This window comes from Streptomyces sp. NPDC006997, from assembly GCF_040635175.1.
Classification (GTDB): Bacteria; Actinomycetota; Actinomycetes; order Streptomycetales; family Streptomycetaceae; genus Streptomyces.
Genome location: NZ_JBEYHH010000014.1, coordinates 28,910 through 46,647 on the forward strand (window position 1 = coordinate 28,910; position 17,738 = coordinate 46,647).

The following is a 17,738-nucleotide window of genomic DNA, read 5'->3' on the forward strand; positions in this document are numbered from 1 at the left end:
CGTTGCCCGGTATGAGTATGGAGACCACGGCCTGGACCCAGCTGCACAGCGTGATGAACGCCGAGCGGGAACGCCGCCCCCTCGCCCGCGCCACCCTGCGCCGCGTCGCCGGGTTCGCCCGGCCGCACCGCCGCCGCATCACCGCGTTCGTGCTGCTCGGAGTCGCGACCGCGCTGCTCGCCGTCGCCACGCCGCTGCTCGCCGGGCGGGTCGTCAACGTGATCGTGTCGGACGGCGACACCGCCACCGTCGTACGGCTGGCGCTGCTGATCGCGGCCATCGCCGTGGCCGAGGCGGCGCTCGGCATCCTCGGGCGGCGGCTGTCGGCGCGGCTCGGCGAGGGGCTCATCCTCGACCTGCGGACGGCCGTCTTCGACCACGTACAGCGGATGCCGGTGGCGTTCTTCACCCGCACCCGCACGGGGGCGCTGGTCAGCCGCCTCAACAACGACGTGATCGGCGCCCAGCGGGCGTTCAGCAACACCCTGTCCGGCGTGGTCAGCAACATCGTCACGCTGCTGCTCACCCTCGCCGTGATGCTCACCCTGTCCTGGCAGATCACGCTGCTGGCGCTGGTGCTGCTGCCGGTGTTCGTGGTCCCGGCGCGCTGGATGGGCCGCCGGATGGCGCGGATGCAGCGCGAGGCGGCCACGCTCAACGCCGCGATGGGCACCCGGATGACCGAGCGGTTCTCCGCCCCCGGCGCCACCCTCGTCAAGCTGTTCGGCCGACCCGAGGAGGAGTCCGAGGAGTTCGCCGCCCGCGCCCGCCGGGTCGCCGAGATCGGGGTGCGCACGGCGACCGCGCAGTCCGCGTTCATCACCGCCCTCACCCTGGTCTCCGCCCTCGCGCTCGCCCTCGTCTACGGCCTCGGCGGCTTCTTCGCGCTGCGCGGCACCCTGGAGGCGGGCGCCGTGGTCTCCCTCGCGCTGCTGCTGACCCGGCTGTACGCGCCGCTGACGGCGCTCGCCGGGGCGCGCGTCGAGGTGATGAGCGCCCTCGTCAGCTTCGAGCGCGTCTTCGAGGTGCTCGACCTCGAACCGCTCATCAAGGACCGCCCGGACGCCCGCCAGCTCCCCGAGGGACCCGTCGCGGTCGAGTTCGACGACGTCCGCTTCGGCTACCCGGCCGCCGACAGGGTCTCCCTCGCCTCCCTCGAAGAGGTCGCCGCCCTCGACACCCGGGGCGGCACCGAGGTCCTGCACGGCGTCTCCTTCCGCGCCGAGCCCGGCCGCACCGTCGCCCTCGTCGGCTCCTCCGGCGCGGGCAAGTCGACCATCGCGCAGCTGCTGCCGCGGCTGTACGACGTGGACGCGGGCGCCGTGCGCGTCGGCGGCGTCGACGTCCGCGAGCTGACCGCGGAGTCGCTGCGCGGCGCCGTCGGCATGGTCACCCAGGACGGCCACCTCTTCCACGACACCGTCCGCGCCAACCTGCTGCTCGCCCGGCCCGAGGCCACCGAGGACGAGGTGTGGGACGCGCTGCGCCGGGCCCGCCTCGACGACCTCGTCCGCGACCTGCCGGACGGCCTGGACACGGTGGTCGGCGAACGCGGCTACCGCTTCTCCGGCGGCGAGCGCCAGCGCCTGACCATCGCCCGGCTGCTGCTCGCCCGGCAGCGCGTCGTCATCCTCGACGAGGCCACCGCGCACCTCGACAACACCTCGGAGGCGGCCGTCCAGGAAGCGCTTGCCGAGGCGTTGCGGGACCGCACCGCGCTGGTCATCGCGCACCGGCTGTCCACCGTCCGCGCCGCCGACCTCATCCTCGTCCTGGAATCCGGCCACATCGTCGAACGCGGCACCCATGACGAGCTGCTGGCCGACGACGGCCGGTACGCCGAGCTGTACCGCACCCAGTTCGCCCAGCGCACCGACGAACCGGCGCCCGCCGAGGTGGCGTAGCGGGGGCGAGCGGCGGGCGTCGGATGGCTGAAATCAGTCGGTCCGGTTACCGCTTCGCCGGTAACCGGGCTATGCCCCCGGCAACTTGGCTTAGGTTGGGCCCTGATCACTGACGCTTTGCCGTGGGAGGCGCTTGCCGTGTCGGACTCCAATTCCCAGCTGGTCGATGCCGCGGACATACGTGCCCGCATCGACACCTCCAAGCCGCACTCGGCCCGGTTCTGGAACTACTTCGTCGGCGGCAAGGACAACTACGAGGTAGACCGCGAGATCGGCGACCAGATCAAGGAGATCTTCCCCGGTCTGGTGGACGTGGCGGTCGCCAGCCGGGCCTTCCTCGGCCGCGCCGTCACCTACCTCGCGGGCGAGGTCGGCATCCGGCAGTTCCTGGACATCGGCACCGGCCTGCCCACCGCCGACAACACCCACCAGGTCGCCCAGCGCGTCGCCCCCGACTCCCGGATCGTCTACGTCGACAACGACCCGATCGTGCTGGCCCACGCCAACGCCCTGCTGACCAGCACCCCCGAGGGCAGGACCGCCTATCTGGACGCCGACCTCTACGACCCGGACTCCGTCCTGGAGGCCGCCGCGGGCACGCTGGACCTGTCCCAGCCGGTCGGTCTGATGATCCTCAACACCCTCGGCCACGTCGCCGACTACGACCAGGCCCGCGGCCTGGTGGACCGGCTCATGGCGGGCCTGCCGTCCGGCAGCCACCTGGTGATCAGCGACAGCACCGCCACCAGCGAGGGCATGATCGCCGCGTCCAACGCGTACAACTCCAGCGGCGCGGTCCCGTACTACGTCCGGTCCGTCGAGGAGATCGCCGGGTTCTTCGAGGGCCTCGACCTCGTGGAACCCGGCGTCGTCCAGGTCACCGCCTGGCGCGCCGAGGAGGGCGATCCCGCCAACCCGACGAACCCGGTGGACGCCTACTGCGGAGTGGGCCGCAAGCCGTAGGTCCCGCGCGCGTACGGATGCGGCACCGTGGACGCCCGGTCCCCGGTGCCGCTCCGCGTTACCGGACGCCCCGTCTCCGGTGCCGCTCCGCGTTACCGGAGGGCCACCGCCGTCGACGCCACCGCACCACCGGCCGTCAGACAGCCCACCGCCCAGCGCATCCCACCGGTACCTCGCCGCCGGTATCCGCCCGAGGGCACAGGAGTCGGCCAGCATCCAGCGACCGGGGTCACGCCCCGCCGCGAGCACGGACGCCGTGAGCCGGGCGGCACGTGTGGTGCCGTCGAGCGTGAGCACCACAGCCTCGCCCCCCGGCGCAGGGGGGCGCGCCCATCACCCGGGACGCGGACGCGGGCGCGGGCGCTGAGCGCCCCCTGCCGCCCCGGCGCGTGCCCCTGCCGCCCCGGCGCGGAGTGCGCGGCGCGTGGGCGCGGGGTCACCGGCGAGGCGCCGCCCCGGCCCCGGCCCTCGCTGCCCTCCGCGGCGGGACCACCGGCACCACCAGCGTCGACGAGGGGGCGGCCCGCTCGGTGAGGTTCACCTCACCCGCGTCGTGACGGCGTGCCACAGCGAGCCCCAGGAGCGCCGCCCCATGAGGCTTAGCGGCGCGTGTACCGGGAAACGACTACCTCGAACGGTCGGCCGACGCGGGAGGGGTCCTCGGTGGACGTGCCCTTGTACCTGAGGCCGCGAGTGGAACCACCGCTCGCCGGACTGCTGGAGGCCGGGCCGTTCCTGCACTCCCTCGTCGACGCGCTCGGCTCGCCGCTGCACGTGCTGCTGCCGGACACCGCCGCCGCCAACGCGGCCCGCTTCCGGGCCGTCTACCGCCGTCACCACCTCGCCGGACGCGTGTACTTCGCGCTCAAGGCCAACCGCTCCGCCGCCCTGCCGCGCCGCCTCGCCGTCGAGGACCCCGCCGCCGTGGGCGCCGACGTCGCCTCGACCGGGGAGCTGCGGCACGCCCTGGGCTGCGGCTTCACCGGCGACCGGATCATGGCCACCGGCCCCAAGGACCCGGAGTTCCTGTGGCTGGCCGCCCGGGTCGGGGCGACGGTGAACCTCGACTCACCCGGGGAACTGGACCAACTCGCCGCGCTCGTCGGGCGGTACGGGCTCGGCAGGGTGCCGGTCCTCGTGCGGCTGTCCGGGTTCGAGTCGGCCGCCGCGCAGGGCGGCGCGGGCACCAGGACGCTGTCGCGCCGCAGCCGCTTCGGCACCCCGCTGCGGGACACCGACGAGCTGCTGACCGCCGTACGGCGGCACGCGGACGCCGTCGACCTGGTCGGCGTCGCCTACCACCTGGACACCACCGGCCTGGGCGAGAAGGTCCGCGCCCTGGAGCAGTGCGTGCTGTTCCTGGACGAGTGCCGGGCCCGCGGCCTCGCCCCGCGCGCCGTCGACATCGGCGGCGGGTTCGGCGTCGGCTACGTCGCCGACGCGGGGGAGTGGGAACGCTGGACCACCGCCCTCAGCGAGGCCGTCCTCGGGGTGCGCCCGCCCCTGACCTGGCGCGGCCACGGCTACGGACTGCGCAACGAGGGCGGCACCGTACGCGGGACGGCCGCGCTGTACCCCGGGTACCGGCCCACCGCGGGCCCCGGCTACCTCGACGAACTGCTCTCCACCCCCGCCCCGGTCCTCGGCCGCGCCCCCGCCACCCTGCTCCTCGAACACCTCCACGACCTGCACATCGAACCCGGCCGCGCGCTGGCCGACCAGTGCGGACTCACCCTCGCCCGGGTCCTGGAGGTACGGCCCACCGGCGACGGCCACCTCGTCCGCCTCGGCATGAACGCCGGGGACATGACCCTGGAGGAGCACGGCGTCCTCGTCGACCCCGTACTCCTGCCGCGTGACGACACCGCCGCCGGGGAGCGGCCGGTCGGCGTCCACCTCGTCGGCAACCTCTGCCTGGAGGCCGACCTGATCACCCGCCGCACGGTCCACCTGCCCCGGCTGCCCCACGTGGGGGACCTGCTGGCCTTCGTCAACACCGCGGGCTACACGATGGACTTCCACGCCCACCACGCGCAACGGCAGCCCGCCGCGCGCACCGTGGCCGTGGAGAGGGAGGGCGGATCCTGGCGCTGGCGCCTGGACGAGGACTACTGGCCGATCACTCACCCGGGGGGAACGCCCGCATGAGGTACGACAGCATCACGGAGGCCATCGGCAACACACCGCTGGTGCGCATCGACCCCGCCGTGCACGGACTGCGCCACATCGACCTCTACGCGAAGCTGGAGATGCTCAACCCGTTCGGCTCCGTCAAGGACCGCCCCGCCTGGCACATGGCCCGCCCCGCGCTGGAGGCCGGGGGTGGGGGCACCGTCGTGGAACTGTCCAGCGGCAACACCGCCAAGGCCCTCGCCCTGCTCGCCGGGATGCACGGGCGGAAGTTCCGCAGCGTCACCAACCGGATGCGGGTCCCCGAGATCAAGGAACTGCTGCTGCTCCTCGGCGCCGAGATCGAGGAACTGCCCGGCCGCAGCGAGTGCCTCGACCCCACCGACACCGACGACCCGCTCACCCACTTCCACCGCGCCCTCACCCGCCCCGGCTCCACCCACCTCCACACCGACCAGTACTTCAACCCCCGCAACGTCGAGGCGCACGCCGAGGGCACCGGCCCCGAGATCGTCAAGGACCTCGACGGCCGGGCCCCGGACTGGTTCATCGCCTGCGTCGGCACCGCCGGTTCGTCGACCGGCGTCGCCCGCGCGCTGCGCGAACACGACCCCGCCGTACGCGTCGTCGGCCTGGTCGCCGACAAGTCGGACTTCGTCCCCGGCATCCGCACCATCGACGAGGTCCACCAGGTCGGCCTCTTCGACCCGGCGACCTACGACACCCTCGAAGCGGTGACCTCCGGCGACGCCATCGACGGCATGGTCACCCTCATCCGCCGCTGCGGCCTGCTCACCGGACCGACCGGCGGCGCCGCCTACCACGGGGCGGTACGGCACCTGCGGGACGCCGACGCCCGGCTCGCGGAGACCGGGGAGCGGCAGAGCGCGGTCTTCGTCGTCTGCGACCGCGCCGAGAGCTACCTCAGCTACGTCCGCGCCCGCCGTCCCGAACTCCTCGGCCGCACCAGCCGGACGCCGTCCCTCGCCGCGCTCACCGACGCCGAGGCGCGCGCCGAGGCCCGCGTCATCGACGCCGCCGACGCCCGCCGCTGGACCACCGAGGGCGACCCCCGCCCCCTCGTCGTCGACCTGCGCGGCCCGCACGCCTACGCCGCCCTGCACATCGAGGGCTCCGTCAACATCGTCGACGAACTCTTCGAGGAACTGCTACGCGGCGGACTCCCGTTCAGCAAGAGCACCCCCGTCCTGCTGGCCTGCCCGGTCGGCGAGAAGTCCCTGCGCTACGCCGCCCTGCTGACCCGGATGGGCCACCCCGACGTCCGCAGCCTGGCGGGCGGCATCGTCGGCTGGCGGGACGCGGGCGCGCCGCTGGTGCGCGAATGAGCGCCGCCCCCGAGCAGATCGAGGCCCCGGTGTGGCAACGGGAGCTGCGGGCGCAGTTCCCGATCCTCACCGGCCACCCGGAGCTGGTCTACCTGGACAGCGCGGCCACCGCCCAGAAGCCGTACGCCGTCCTGGACGCCGTACAGCGCTACCTCACGACCGCCAACGCCAACGCGGGCCGCGGCACCTACCCGTGGGCCAACCGCACCACGGAACTGGTGGAGCGCACCCGGCGGCGCGTGCGGGAGTTCCTGCACGACCCGGAACCGGACCGGTCCGCCGTCCACTTCACCAGCGGCACCACCGAGGGCCTGCGCGCCGTCGCCCGGGACTGGCTCGTCCCGCTCCTCGACGACGGCGACGAGGTCCTCGTCCCGTTCGCCGACCACCGTGCCAACCTCGACCCCTGGCAGGAGGCCCGGCGGCTGCTGGCCGAGCGCGGCACCGACGTCCGGGTGCGGGCGCTGCCGTACCAGGCGTCGTCCGGCGACTACGACCACCGCGCCCTCACCGACGCCGTCGGCCCACGGACCCGCTTCGTGGCCGCCACCCACGTCCACCACGTCTACGGCGGCGACATGAACGTGCACCGGCTGCGCGCCGCGGTCGGTCCGGACGTACCGATCTGCCTCGACGCGGCGCAGAGCGTCGGCCACCGGCCGGTGCGCCTCGACGACCCGGCACTCGACGTCGACTTCGTGGTCTTCTCCGGACACAAGGCGATGGCGCTGCCCGGCACCGGAGCGGTCTGGGCGCGCAACGCGCGCGGACCGGCGTTCCGGCCCACCGGCTGGCAGGGCACCCCCAACACGGTGGGCATCGTGTCCCTGGGCGCCGCGCTCGACTGGCTCGACGCCGCCGGTCCGGACCGTGTCGCCCGCTGGACGGCCGCCCTCACCACCCGGCTCACCGACCGGCTGCGGCACCTGGACGCGTACGAGATCCTCGGCTGCCAGACCAGCCTCGCCGCCGACAGCGCGCTGCCCGAGACGCAGCGCCGCCACGGCATCGTCACCTTCCGGCACCGCGACATCCCCTCCGACGACCTCGGGTTCATCCTCTACAGCCACGGCTTCATGGTCCGCGCCGACAGCCTCTGCCAGGCGGGCGCGGGGGAGCGGGACGGCTCGGTGCGGGTGAGCCTGCACGTCTACAACACGGAGGAGGAGATCGACCGGCTGACGGACGTACTGACCTCGCTCGTGTGACGCACCGCCACCACAGGCAAGTGATAACCGTTTCCACCTGTAGATTCGGTCCCGTATCCGGTGGGCCCGGCAGGTGAGAGACGGAAGAGGTGGCGCGACCAGATGGGCGTGAGCATGGCGGCGGCCAGGACGTGGGTGGAGCGCTGGGAGCGGCAGCAGCAGCGGTACGCGGTCGACCGTGAGGAGCGGTTCACCGTGATCGCCGACGTCGTCGAGCACGTGACGGCCGACCGCGCCCGGCCCCTCCTGCTCGACCTGGGCTGCGGACCCGGTTCCCTCGCCGCCCGGCTCGCCGCCCGACTGCCGCACGCGGAGATCGTCGCCGTCGACATGGACCCCCTCCTCCTCGAACTGGGCCGCACCCACCACGCCGGCGCCGCCCGCTACGTGGACACCGTGATCGGCGCGGACGGCTGGACCGACGCCCTCGGCCTCGACCGCCCGCTGGACGCGGCGGTGTCCACGACCGCCCTGCACTACCTCCCCGAGCCGGTGCTCCAGCGCGTCTACCGGGCCCTGGCCGCCCTGCTGCGCCCCGGCGGCGTGCTCGTCAACGGCGACCACTTCCCGCCCGGGGCGGCGCGCTGCGCGGACCTCAGCGCCCATGTGGGCCGCCGTCGCGCCGAGCGGACCGGTGGGCACGCCCACGAGGACTGGCGGTCGTGGTGGGCGGCGGCGGCCCGGGACCCCGAGCTGGCCGACCTCTTCACCGAGCGTGAGGGACGGCTGGCGGGCCTCGGTGGCGGGGCCGGGGGGCAGCTGTCCGTGGAGTGCCACGAGCGGCTGCTGCGGGGGTCGGGTTTCGGTCAGGTGGCGCCGGTCTGGCGGTTCGGGGACAGCGCGGTGCTGGTGGCGGTGGCCGACGAGGGGTCGGCGGGGACCGCGTGACGCGTCGTTGACATGTTCAGTGTCGGTCGCGATGCTGAGGGGAACCGCTGTTTCAACGATGTAAAAGCGGTGCGCGGTGGTGCCCGCAGAGGGTCCCGCCGCGCCCCGTACGCGTGAATCCCCCGTCGCGACACGGTCAAGTCGCCCCTTGAGACGTCATCATGACCGCACGTCAGCTCCCCAGCCGCGTTCCGCCGCCGGTGTCCGGCGGCGCGGACCCCACCACGGAACGGGACCAATGAAACGCTTCCGCCTGCTCTACGGCGTCCTCGCCGTCGCCCTGTCCGGCGCCCTCGCCGCCGTGCTCTCCCTGACTTCCGCCGAACCCGCCCGCGCGGGCCAGACCGGCCAGACCGGCCTCCGCGCCGCCGACCCGAGCGTGATCCGGGTCGGCTCCACCTACATCGCCGTCCGGTCGACCGGTGACGGTGTCGCCGTACGGCGGGCCGCGTCGACGGCACAGCTGGCCGACGCGCCCGACCGGCGGGTGTGGACCAACCCCGGCAACCTGCCCGAGGTCTGGGCCCCGGAGATCGTGCGGGACGGCGGCCGGTACTACGTCTACTTCGCCGCCGGGTCCGGCGCGGCCCGCCGCACGTACGTGATCAGCTCGGCCAGCCCGGACAGCGGCTACGGCGCCGCGACCAAGCTCGCCCTGCCGGACGACAAGTGGGCCATCGACGGCACCCTGTTCACCTTCAACGGCCAGCGCTGGTTCGTCTGGTCCGGCTGGGCGGGGGACACCAACGTCGAACAGAACCTCTACATCGCCCGGATGAGCAGCCCGACCACCCCGGTCGGCGCCCGGTACGTCATCTCGCAGCCGCGGGAGAGCTGGGAGCGGGTGGTGGGCAACCCGTACATCAACGAGGCCCCCGAGGCGATCAAGGACCCCAACGGGCAGCTGCACGTCGTGTACTCCGCCAACGGCAGCTGGAGCGAGCAGTACTGCCTGGCCGACCTGCGGCTGCGGGCCGGGGGCGACCCGACGTACGTGTGGGACTGGTACAAGTCCAACGGCTGCCTGTTCGGCAGCGACCGGAACACGATGATGTCCGGCTGGGACCCGACGCTGTACGTCAACGGCCCCGGCCACCACAGCTTCGTGCTCCTCGACGGCGACATCGGCACCAGCCCGCCCGCCGGTCCGCGGTTCCCGCTGATGTTCCACGCGGTGCCCAAGGGGACGCCGTACGGGTGGGAGAACCGGTACTGGTACACCGGTACGTTCTGCTGGTGGGGGAACACCACCTACCGGCGCGCCAACGTCCCGGGTCCGAACACGGACACCGGCTGGGGGCTGAAGTTCTTCGAGTGACGGCTGTGACCATAGTGACAGCTGTGACCGGGGTGACAGCTGTGACAGTGGTGGGCGGCCGTGGCCCCGGCGGGTCGGGCACCGGCTTGTCAGTCAGGGCCGCCGACTGTATAACTCCGGGACGTATAACGTTGTAAATGGTCGCTATCCAGGGCCGGGAAGGGATGGACGTGCGGGTCAGCCTCAAGGACGTCGCCGCGCACGCGGGGGTCTCGATCAAGACCGTCTCCAACGTGGTGAACAACTACCAGCACGTCACCCCGGCGATGCGCGAGCGCGTCCAGCGCTCCATCGACGCGCTCGGCTACCGGCCCAACCTGGCCGCCCGGCACCTGCGCAAGGGGCGCACCGGCATCATCGCGCTCGCCCTGCCCGAGCTGGGCAACCCCTACTTCGCCGAACTCGCCGCCGCGGTCATCGACGCGGCGGCCGAGCAGGACTACATCGTGCTGCTCGACCACACCGGAGGCCGCCGTGAGCAGGAGGTCCTGGTCAGCCAGGGCTTCCGGGCCCGGGTCATCGACGGCCTGATCCTCAGCCCCATCGAGCTGGAGACCGAGGACCTGCGCGACCGCGCGGACGTCCCGCTGGTGCTGATCGGCGAACGGGACTACGACCTGCCGTACGACCACATCGCCATCGACAACGTCGACGCCGCCCGCGCCGCCGTCCGGCACCTGGTCGGCCTAGGACGCCGGGAGATCGCGTTCATCGGGGACCGGCGCGGGCGCAGCGAGCCCGCCCAGCTCCGGGTGCGCGGCTGGCGCGAGGAGCTGGCCGCCGCCGGACTCGCCGCCGACGAGGGGCTGGTGGCCGCCACCGACGGCTGGGGGCACGCCGACGGCGCGGCGGCGATGTCCCGGCTGCTGGACGCCGGGCGGCGCCCGGACGCCGTGTTCGCCTACAACGACCCCATGGCCATCGGCGCGATGCGGGTGCTCCACGAGCGGGGGCTGCGGGTCCCCGAGGACATCGCCGTGGTCGGCTTCGACGACGTGATCGAGGGCCGGTTCGGCGCGGTGACGCTGACGTCCGTGTCGCCGGACAAGGAGGCCATCGGGCGGCTCGCGGTGGAGTCGGTGCTCGCCCGGCTCGGCGGCACGGCGCCCGAACCCCGGCGGATCCGCGCGGAGTACCGGCTGGTGGAGCGGGAGAGTACGCTGGGCCGCCGCGGGGCCTGAGCCGACGTCACCGCCAGGCGGTGGCCTCGGTCGCGTGGACGCAGTACCGGTCGAAGGTGCTGTCGCCCCCGGGTTTGGGGATCACGCAGGCGGTGGCCTGGAACTCGCCGTCGGGGACGGTGACCATGTGCGTGAACTTGTCGTGGTCGTACTCGACCTCGGCGCTGCGCGCGGTACGGCCGGGCAGCACCTCCACCATGACCACGTCCCCGGGGTTGCCGCTCTGGATCCGCGCCCACACCGCCCCGCACGCCTCGCTGTAGCGGATCTGGAGCTGGGCCGGGTTGTTGACGGCGGGTTTGAGGGAGCGGGCGTCCTCACCGCACCCCTGGCTCTGCGGGTTCTTCCCCTCGCAGGCCTCTCCCGGGCAGGTCGGCTCGTCGAAGAACGAGTTCATCACGCGGTCCCCGAGCGGAGTCACCGCGGCGGCCACCACCGCGCCGACGATGGTCACCGCCAGCGTGACCGTGGTGGGGCCGCCCAGTCGCCTCCTCGTCGGGGGCTCGGGTGAGGGCGTGGTCGTCGTCGTGGTCGTCGTCGCGGAGTGGTCGTCGGTGCTGTCCGTGGTCATGAGCATCACCCTGGTTGACTGCTGCCGGAGACCAGGATCGCCTCCCGTGGCGGCGGGAGAAAAGGCGCAACTCGGGTGCAGGGAGGCACGGCCACCGTCCCCGCGCGCCCCCCGGGGCGGGCCGACGGCGCTGGTAGTTGAGGGCGCGGGCCGTCTTCGTCTGGTTGCCTGTCGTAGGTGGTGGGGCGTCTTCGTCCGGCTGTCTGCCGGAGGTGGTGGGGTGTCTCCGCCTGGTTGCCTGTCGCAGGCGGCGGGCCGTCTCCGCCCGGCTCTGAAGAACGACGCCACCTGGCGGATCGTTCCCGGCCTCGCCGAAGGCTCCTGCTACTCCTTCGAGTCGCGCAACTACCCCGGCGCGTACCTGCGGCACCGCGCCTACCGCGTCTACAAGGAGGCGGGCAGCGGCGCCCTGTTCCAGGCCGACGCCACCTTCTGTCCCGTCCGGGGCGCGAACGGGGGCGTGCGGCTGTCCGCGTACAACTACCCCGAGCAGTACCTGCGCCACTACGACGCCGAGGTGTGGCTGGCCACCCCGGGCGGCAACCACGCCTGGGACAACCCCACCCTCTTCACCGAGGACACCACCTGGGCGGTGGAGGCGCCCTGGGCGCCGTGAGATGACGGCGACGGCGGGCGGCGCCTGAGCGCCGCCCGCCGCGAGTACCGGGAGCGTCTACGGCTTCTCCCCGGCGTGCAGGGCGCTCACCTCCTCGGCGGTGAGCGCCTTGTCGTAGGCGTGCACCTCGTCGACGGCACCGTTCCAGAAGTCGGTGTCGTCGCCGTCCCACTGGGCGCGGCCCACGGCCAGCGGGCCGGTGCTCACGTAGTTCGGGCCGCTGGCGGTGGTCGCCGCGAGCTTCCCGTCGACGTACAGCCTGATCTCGTTGCTCGACGCGTCCCGGACACCGACCAGGTGGTACCAGCGGCCCGTCTCCGGGGTGGTCACCAGCCGGGCCCGCTGCCCGCCGGGCAGGCTGAAGGCGAAGGCGCCCTGCCCGTACTGGAGGTAGAACGGGCTCGCCTGGCGGCGGCCGTCCTGGCTGACCGCGGTGGCGTAGTTGCCGGGGAGCGCGTCGAGGCGCACCCAGGCGGCCACCGCGTAGCTGCCGGTGGTGTCGAGCACCGGCCCGTCGGTCGCGGCGTACTGCCCCCGCCCGTCGAACCGCAGGGCGCTGCCGCTGACGCCGTCGGTCCAGGTGGTGCCCTCGGACAGCGTCAGGGGCCTGCCGTTCGGGCCGTCGTCCGCGGCGGTGCCGCCGGTGCCCTCGTCGAGGGTCCAGTGGCCGCCGCCGGTCAGCGGCTCCCGGTCGCCCGCGGTGGCACCGGCCGCGACGACCTTGAGGTTGATCTCCCGCACCTGGGCCGGGGCGACCTTGATCTCCCGGCGGTCGTACGTCCAGAGGCCGTTGAGTTCGTTCTCCAGGTCGGTGATCTGGGTGTAGACCGAACCGGACAGCTCGGCCCCGGCCTGGTCGAGGTAGTACCGCTCGGTGTTCTCCACGTACCGGCGGGTCAGCTGCTCCTTGGTGGTGACGCCGCTGTAGATCACGGTCGGGGCGCCCGGCCACATGTGGCCCGGGGTGCGCAGGGTGAAGCCGCCGTGCTCACCGTCCATGGCGGCGCGGGTGGCGTCGGGGAAGGGCGGGTCGGTGTTGTTGTAGTCGTGGTGGTCGATGATGTCGCCCTTGCCGGAGTCGCCCTTGGAGTTGCAGCAGTTGACCCCGCTGTGGGCGTTGACGACGCGCGACGGGTCGGCCGCCCGCACCGCCTCCGTGAGCTGGCCGGTGACCGTGCGGTCCCACTCGCCCCAGCCCTCGTTGAAGACGATCCAGCCGATGACGGACGGCGCGTTGTGGTGTTCGCGCACCACCTCCATGCCCTGGTCGACGAAGCCCTCGCGGCCGGTGTCGGTGCGGTAGTCGCCGGAGACGAAGTCCTGCCAGACCAGCAGTCCGAGCCGGTCCGCGTGGTAGAACCAGCGCGCGGGCTCGACCTTGATGTGCTTGCGCACGGCGTTGAAGCCGAGTTCCTTGTGCGCCTCCAGGTCGAAGGCGAGGGCCTCGTCGCTGGGCGCGGTGTAGAGCCCGTCGGGCCAGAAGCCCTGGTCGAGCGTGGCGAGGGAGAAGACGGGCTCCCCGTTGAGGACGAGCTTCTGGTAGCCGCCGACCTCCTCGACGCCGATCTCCCGCATCCCGAAGTAGCTCCCGACCCGGTCGGCGGACCTGCCGTCGGTGAGGCGGACGTCCAGGTCGTACAGGTAGGGGTCGTCCGGGGTCCACAGGTGCTGCCTCGCCACGGGCAGCCGCAGCTCGCGGCCCGCCGGTCCGCTCACCCTGCCGACGATCCGGCCGCGGGTGTCGCGGGCGACGGCCTCGACCCGGGCGCGGGCGGAGGCGTTCTCCGACTCCACGGTGACCGCGAGGGTGCCGGAGTCGATGTCCGGGGTCATGACTACGTTGTCAACGGACACGTCGGCGACCGGTTCCATCCACACCGTCTGCCAGATACCCGACGACTGGGTGTAGAAGATGCCGCCCGGGTTCCGGGACTGCTTGCCCGTCGGCTGGTCGGCGCCGCCGGTGTCGGTGACCGCGACGACGATCTCCTGCGGGCCGCGCCGCTTGAGGGCGTCGGTGATGTCGGCGCTGAAGGCGTCGTAGCCGCCGGTGTGTTCGGCCACCTCCTCGCCGTTGACCCAGACCCGGGTCTGGTAGTCGACGGCGCCGAAGTTGAGCCTCAGCCGGTTGCCCTTGCCGACCTCCCAGTCCTTCGGGACGTTGACGAGCCTGCGGTAGAACATGTGGTCCTCGTGGCGTTCGAGCCCCGACAGCTGGGACTCGACGGGGAACGGCACGATGATCTTCTCGTCGAGGTCCTTGCCGAACACCGGCTGCTCACCGGCGTCGGCGCCGCTGAACTGCCAGGGGCCGTTGAGGTTGCGCCACTGCTTGCGCACCTGCTGCGGGCGCGGGTACTCCGGCAGCGGGTTCCCGGGGTCGACCTTGTCGCCCCACTCGGTGGTGAGGCGGTGGGCGGAGGAGTTCTGCGCCCAGCGGACGAGCTTCGGCACGGTGTCGCCGCCGACGGTGAGGCCGCCGTCGCCGTCGTAGCCGAACCTGACCTGCTGGCCCCGCTGGACCGGCTCGGCCAGGTCCACCAGGAGGGTGTCGGGGGCGGCGGGGTCGACGGTGGCCGACTCGACGGGCATCGCCGTGGTGTCGGCCTCGACCTCCAGGTGCTCCCGGGCCGCCCGGACGTCGCCGACGGGGCCCTCGAAGCGGGCGCGCAGTCGCCGTCCGTCCTCGGTGACCACGGGTTCCACCGGGTAGACCTCGAACCCGTCGGGCGGGGTGAACGCCGACATCGGCACCAGCTGCTTGGGCAGTGTCGGGGTCGACCAGCGCAGGTACATGTTCGCGCCGCCGAGGTCCTGGAACATCTCCAGCCGGAAGTCGTGCTGTTCACCGGCGGTCAGGTGGACGGGCGCGCTGGTCTGCTCCCGGTCCCAGTCCGGTTCCCAGTGGTCGATCACCGGCTCGCCGTCGACGAACAGCCGGAAGCCGTTGTCGCCGACGGCGTGGAAGGTGTAGTCGCCGGTCTCCGGCGCCGTGAGCCGGCCGGTCCAGCGGGCGGTGGTGTGCTCGGTCTGCCCGGTCAGCTCCTGGAAGGTGCTGGTCAGCCCGGAGAAGTTGATCTGCGGGTCGAGCACGGTGCCGCCGAGTTCGGCGAAGTCCCGGGCGCCGGGCGCCGACATCTTGAAGTACTCGCCCTTCAGGCCGTGCACCTGCACGGGGGCCTGTTCGGCGGCCGAGCGCACGGACGCGGCGCCGGTGGCGGTCGTCCCGGCGGCGGACGCGGCGGGCGTCAGGGCGGTGGTGGGCAGTACCAGGGCCGCGGCGGTCAGCAGGGCCCAGACCCCGCCCCGTGAGCGCAGTGGCCGTCCGGGCTGTCTCGCACCTGTCGGGCGTCTTGTCGTCCTTGTCATGGAACCCTTCCTCGCGCAGCGGGCACGGACGTCCAGCGCGGTCTCCCGACGCGTCCTTCCAACGTTGGAAAACCGGGCCAGCGGAATGACAACACGCCCTCGGGGGACTGTCCAGACCTCGCGCACGGGTGAGTTGACGCGCACGGCGGGACGGGTGCGGCGAAGTGCCCCTACCCCAGCGCGTCCGCACGGGCCGTCGGCGCCGCCTCCGCGCGCCCCGCGGCCCGCGCGCCGCGCAGGCCGAAGGCGGAGACCACCACCCCCAGCGCCACCATCACCACGGGCACGACCAACGCCGTGCGGTAGGCGTCCAGTACCGCGCCCGGCGAGCCGCGCCACCGGCCGAGGCGATCCCGTACACGGCCGTCACCGCGGAGGTCCCGACCGCCGAGCCGAACTGGGTGAACGTGTGGAGCAGCCCCCCGGCCAGCCCCTGCTCCTCCTCGGCCACGCTGCCGGTCGCCGCGATGGAGAGCGGGCCGTAGGCGCAGGCGAAGGCGGTGCCCGCGACGACCAGGCTGGGGAACATCGCCGCGTACGGCCAGTCCATCCCGACCGGCAGGAACAGCCCGTACGCCACGACCGCCAGCAGGCAGCCGCCGAGGATCACCCGGCCGCTGCCGTAGCGGGCGACCAGGCGCGGGGTGAGGAGGGGCGCGAGTACGGCGTGGGCCCAGGCCGCCCGTCCACCGCTCGGCTCCGCGGGGGCGATGGACACGGGGGCGCTCCTCGGGATCGGTCAGCGCGCCACACGGTAGCGGAGGAGCACGAACTTCGCGTTGAAGGTGCGGGTCTCCACCAGGTCGAGGTCCACCCGGCGTTCGTCCCGCGGGAAGAACGGCGTACCGCCGCCGACCAGCACCGGGTACACCATGACCCGGTACTCGTCGATCAGCCCCAACTCGGCCGCCTGGGCGGCGAGGGCCGCGCCGCCGATCGCGATCTCGCCCGTATCCGGTGCGTCCCGAAGCCGCCCGATCTCCTCCGCCAGACCGCCGGAGGCTAGCCGGGCGTTCCCCCGCACGCTGGACAGCGTGGTGGAGAACACCACCTTCGGCAGCGGGTTCCAGAGCGCCGTCCACTCCCGCTGGTCGTCGTTGAGTGAGGGGTCCTCGGCGGCGGTCTCCCAGTACAGCATCGTCTCGTACAGCCGCCGCCCCAGCAGATGGACGCCGACCCCCCGGATCTGCTCGATCCAGAACCGGAAGACGTCGTCGTCGGGCTCCGACCAGTCGAAGCCCCCGTCCGGCCCGACGATGTAGCCGTCGAGCGAGACGCTCATCGAATAGGTGACGCTCCGCATCCGACCTCCTCCTTGGCGATGGTCCGACAGTACGGGCTGCCGCCGCGCCCCGCCGCCACCTCGGCGGGCCCGCCGACCACCCCGCGCGCGTCGACCGCGGCCACTTGGCGAAGTCCCGCACGGCCGGGACGAAGCCGGCCTGCTCTTCGGTGAGTCGACTGCCCGTCAGGTCCTTCGGTGTCCACTGCGACAGAGATGCAGAGATCCAGGATGCAGAAACACAGAGATGCAGTGCCGGGGCAATGCAGAGATACGCCAGGTGTTTCTTTGTATCCATACCGTGGTGTGGCGGTAGTGTGAGGAACACCATGAGCACCGACACGAACGCGGCCTGGCTCGCTCGTGCCCTCGCCGAGCCGGAGCCGGACGACCCGGTGGCACGCCGGATCCTCGACGCGGCCCTGGAGCAGTTCACGCTCCTCGGACTGCGCCGTTCCTCCATGGACGACGTCGCCAAACGGGCCGGTGTCTCCCGGGTCACCGTCTACCGGCGCTTCCAGAGCAAGGACAAGCTCGTCGAGGACACGCTGCTGCGCGAGCTGAGCCGGTTCCTCCAGCGGCTCGACACGGCGGTGGCGGGGCTGCCCGCCATGGGGGAGCGGGTCGTCGAGGGCTTCGTGGTCGCCCTGCGCCACACCCGCGCCCACCCGCTCCTCGGCGGGCTGCTGCGCCTCGAACCGGAGCTGGTGCTGCCCTATCTGACGGTGCAGGGCGGCTCCTCGCTCTCCGCCACCGTCGAGTACCTGACGGCCCGTCTGCGCCGCGCGCAGCAGGCCGAGGGCCGTCCCGGCGACGACCCGCGGCCGGTGGCCGAACTGATGGTGCGGATCGCCGTGTCCTTCCTGCTCAACCCCGTCAGCTGTGTCGAGATGGACGACGACGACCAGGCCCGCGCCTTCGCCCGCCGCTACCTCGCCCCCTTGCTGGACGCCTGACCGGCC

13 protein-coding genes and 1 pseudogene are annotated in these 17,738 nt (G+C 72.9%); 10 read left to right on the forward strand and 4 right to left on the reverse strand.

The features are described 5' to 3' along the window. The first annotated feature begins 17 nt into the window (after window positions 1-17). The 8 genes from ABZ659_RS15825 (at window position 18) to ABZ659_RS15860 (ending at window position 10,938) form a co-directional block, all read left to right on the forward strand. Entirely contained in the window at window positions 18-1,904 is a 1,887-nt protein-coding gene (locus tag ABZ659_RS15825; RefSeq protein ID WP_360219547.1) for an ABC transporter ATP-binding protein, read from the forward strand. 138 nt (window positions 1,905-2,042) lie between these two features. Beyond that, on the forward strand, window positions 2,043-2,867 hold the full coding sequence (locus ABZ659_RS15830; RefSeq protein ID WP_360219121.1) for an SAM-dependent methyltransferase: 825 nt from the start codon (window positions 2,043-2,045) through the stop codon (window positions 2,865-2,867). A 693-nt stretch (window positions 2,868-3,560) separates the two neighbouring features. Next, window positions 3,561-5,015: a Y4yA family PLP-dependent enzyme gene (locus tag ABZ659_RS15835; protein WP_360219124.1), complete on the forward strand. Its 1,455-nt coding sequence runs from the start codon at window positions 3,561-3,563 to the stop codon at window positions 5,013-5,015. After that, a complete protein-coding gene (locus ABZ659_RS15840; protein ID WP_360219127.1) occupies window positions 5,012-6,343 on the forward strand; it encodes a pyridoxal-phosphate dependent enzyme in 1,332 nt (443 codons plus the stop codon). Before ABZ659_RS15835 ends, ABZ659_RS15840 begins: the two co-directional genes overlap by 4 nt. Then, on the forward strand, window positions 6,340-7,551 hold the full coding sequence (locus ABZ659_RS15845) for an aminotransferase class V-fold PLP-dependent enzyme (RefSeq protein WP_360219130.1): 1,212 nt from the start codon (window positions 6,340-6,342) through the stop codon (window positions 7,549-7,551). Before ABZ659_RS15840 ends, ABZ659_RS15845 begins: the two co-directional genes overlap by 4 nt. A gap of 102 nt (window positions 7,552-7,653) precedes the next feature. After that, entirely contained in the window at window positions 7,654-8,439 is a 786-nt protein-coding gene (locus tag ABZ659_RS15850; protein WP_360219133.1) for a class I SAM-dependent methyltransferase, read from the forward strand. Between the two features lie 238 nt (window positions 8,440-8,677). Further along, complete coding sequence (locus ABZ659_RS15855) at window positions 8,678-9,757, forward strand: glycoside hydrolase family 43 protein (protein WP_360219136.1); 1,080 nt, start codon at window positions 8,678-8,680, stop codon at window positions 9,755-9,757. A gap of 170 nt (window positions 9,758-9,927) precedes the next feature. Continuing rightward, window positions 9,928-10,938 carry a LacI family DNA-binding transcriptional regulator gene (locus ABZ659_RS15860; RefSeq protein WP_360219550.1) on the forward strand — a complete coding sequence of 337 codons (1,011 nt, stop codon included), beginning with the start codon at window positions 9,928-9,930 and terminating at the stop codon, window positions 10,936-10,938. A gap of 7 nt (window positions 10,939-10,945) precedes the next feature. Here ABZ659_RS15860 and ABZ659_RS15865 read toward each other — a convergent pair whose 3' ends face one another. After that, on the reverse strand, window positions 10,946-11,509 hold the full coding sequence (locus ABZ659_RS15865; RefSeq protein WP_360219139.1) for a DUF2690 domain-containing protein: 564 nt from the start codon (window positions 11,507-11,509) through the stop codon (window positions 10,946-10,948). A 271-nt stretch (window positions 11,510-11,780) separates the two neighbouring features. Between ABZ659_RS15865 and ABZ659_RS15870 the strand changes: the two are divergent. Then, a pseudogene (locus ABZ659_RS15870) lies at window positions 11,781-12,125 on the forward strand (AbfB domain-containing protein); the annotation flags it as partial. 57 nt (window positions 12,126-12,182) lie between these two features. Here the strand turns inward: ABZ659_RS15870 and ABZ659_RS15875 are convergent. The 3 genes from ABZ659_RS15875 to ABZ659_RS15885 form a co-directional block, all read right to left on the reverse strand. Next, window positions 12,183-15,494 (reverse strand): LamG-like jellyroll fold domain-containing protein, encoded by a 3,312-nt coding sequence (locus tag ABZ659_RS15875; protein WP_360219142.1) that lies wholly within the window; start codon window positions 15,492-15,494, stop codon window positions 12,183-12,185. Window positions 15,495-15,768: 274 nt separating this feature from the next. Continuing rightward, a complete protein-coding gene (locus ABZ659_RS15880) occupies window positions 15,769-16,212 on the reverse strand; it encodes an MFS transporter (protein ID WP_360219145.1) in 444 nt (147 codons plus the stop codon). Between the two features lie 21 nt (window positions 16,213-16,233). Next, window positions 16,234-16,797, reverse strand: coding sequence for a dihydrofolate reductase family protein (locus tag ABZ659_RS15885; protein WP_360219148.1), 564 nt, complete (start codon window positions 16,795-16,797; stop codon window positions 16,234-16,236). A gap of 308 nt (window positions 16,798-17,105) precedes the next feature. Between ABZ659_RS15885 and ABZ659_RS15890 the strand changes: the two genes are divergently transcribed. After that, window positions 17,106-17,732 (forward strand): TetR/AcrR family transcriptional regulator, encoded by a 627-nt coding sequence (locus ABZ659_RS15890; RefSeq protein ID WP_360219151.1) that lies wholly within the window; start codon window positions 17,106-17,108, stop codon window positions 17,730-17,732. Window positions 17,733-17,738 lie beyond the last annotated feature (6 nt).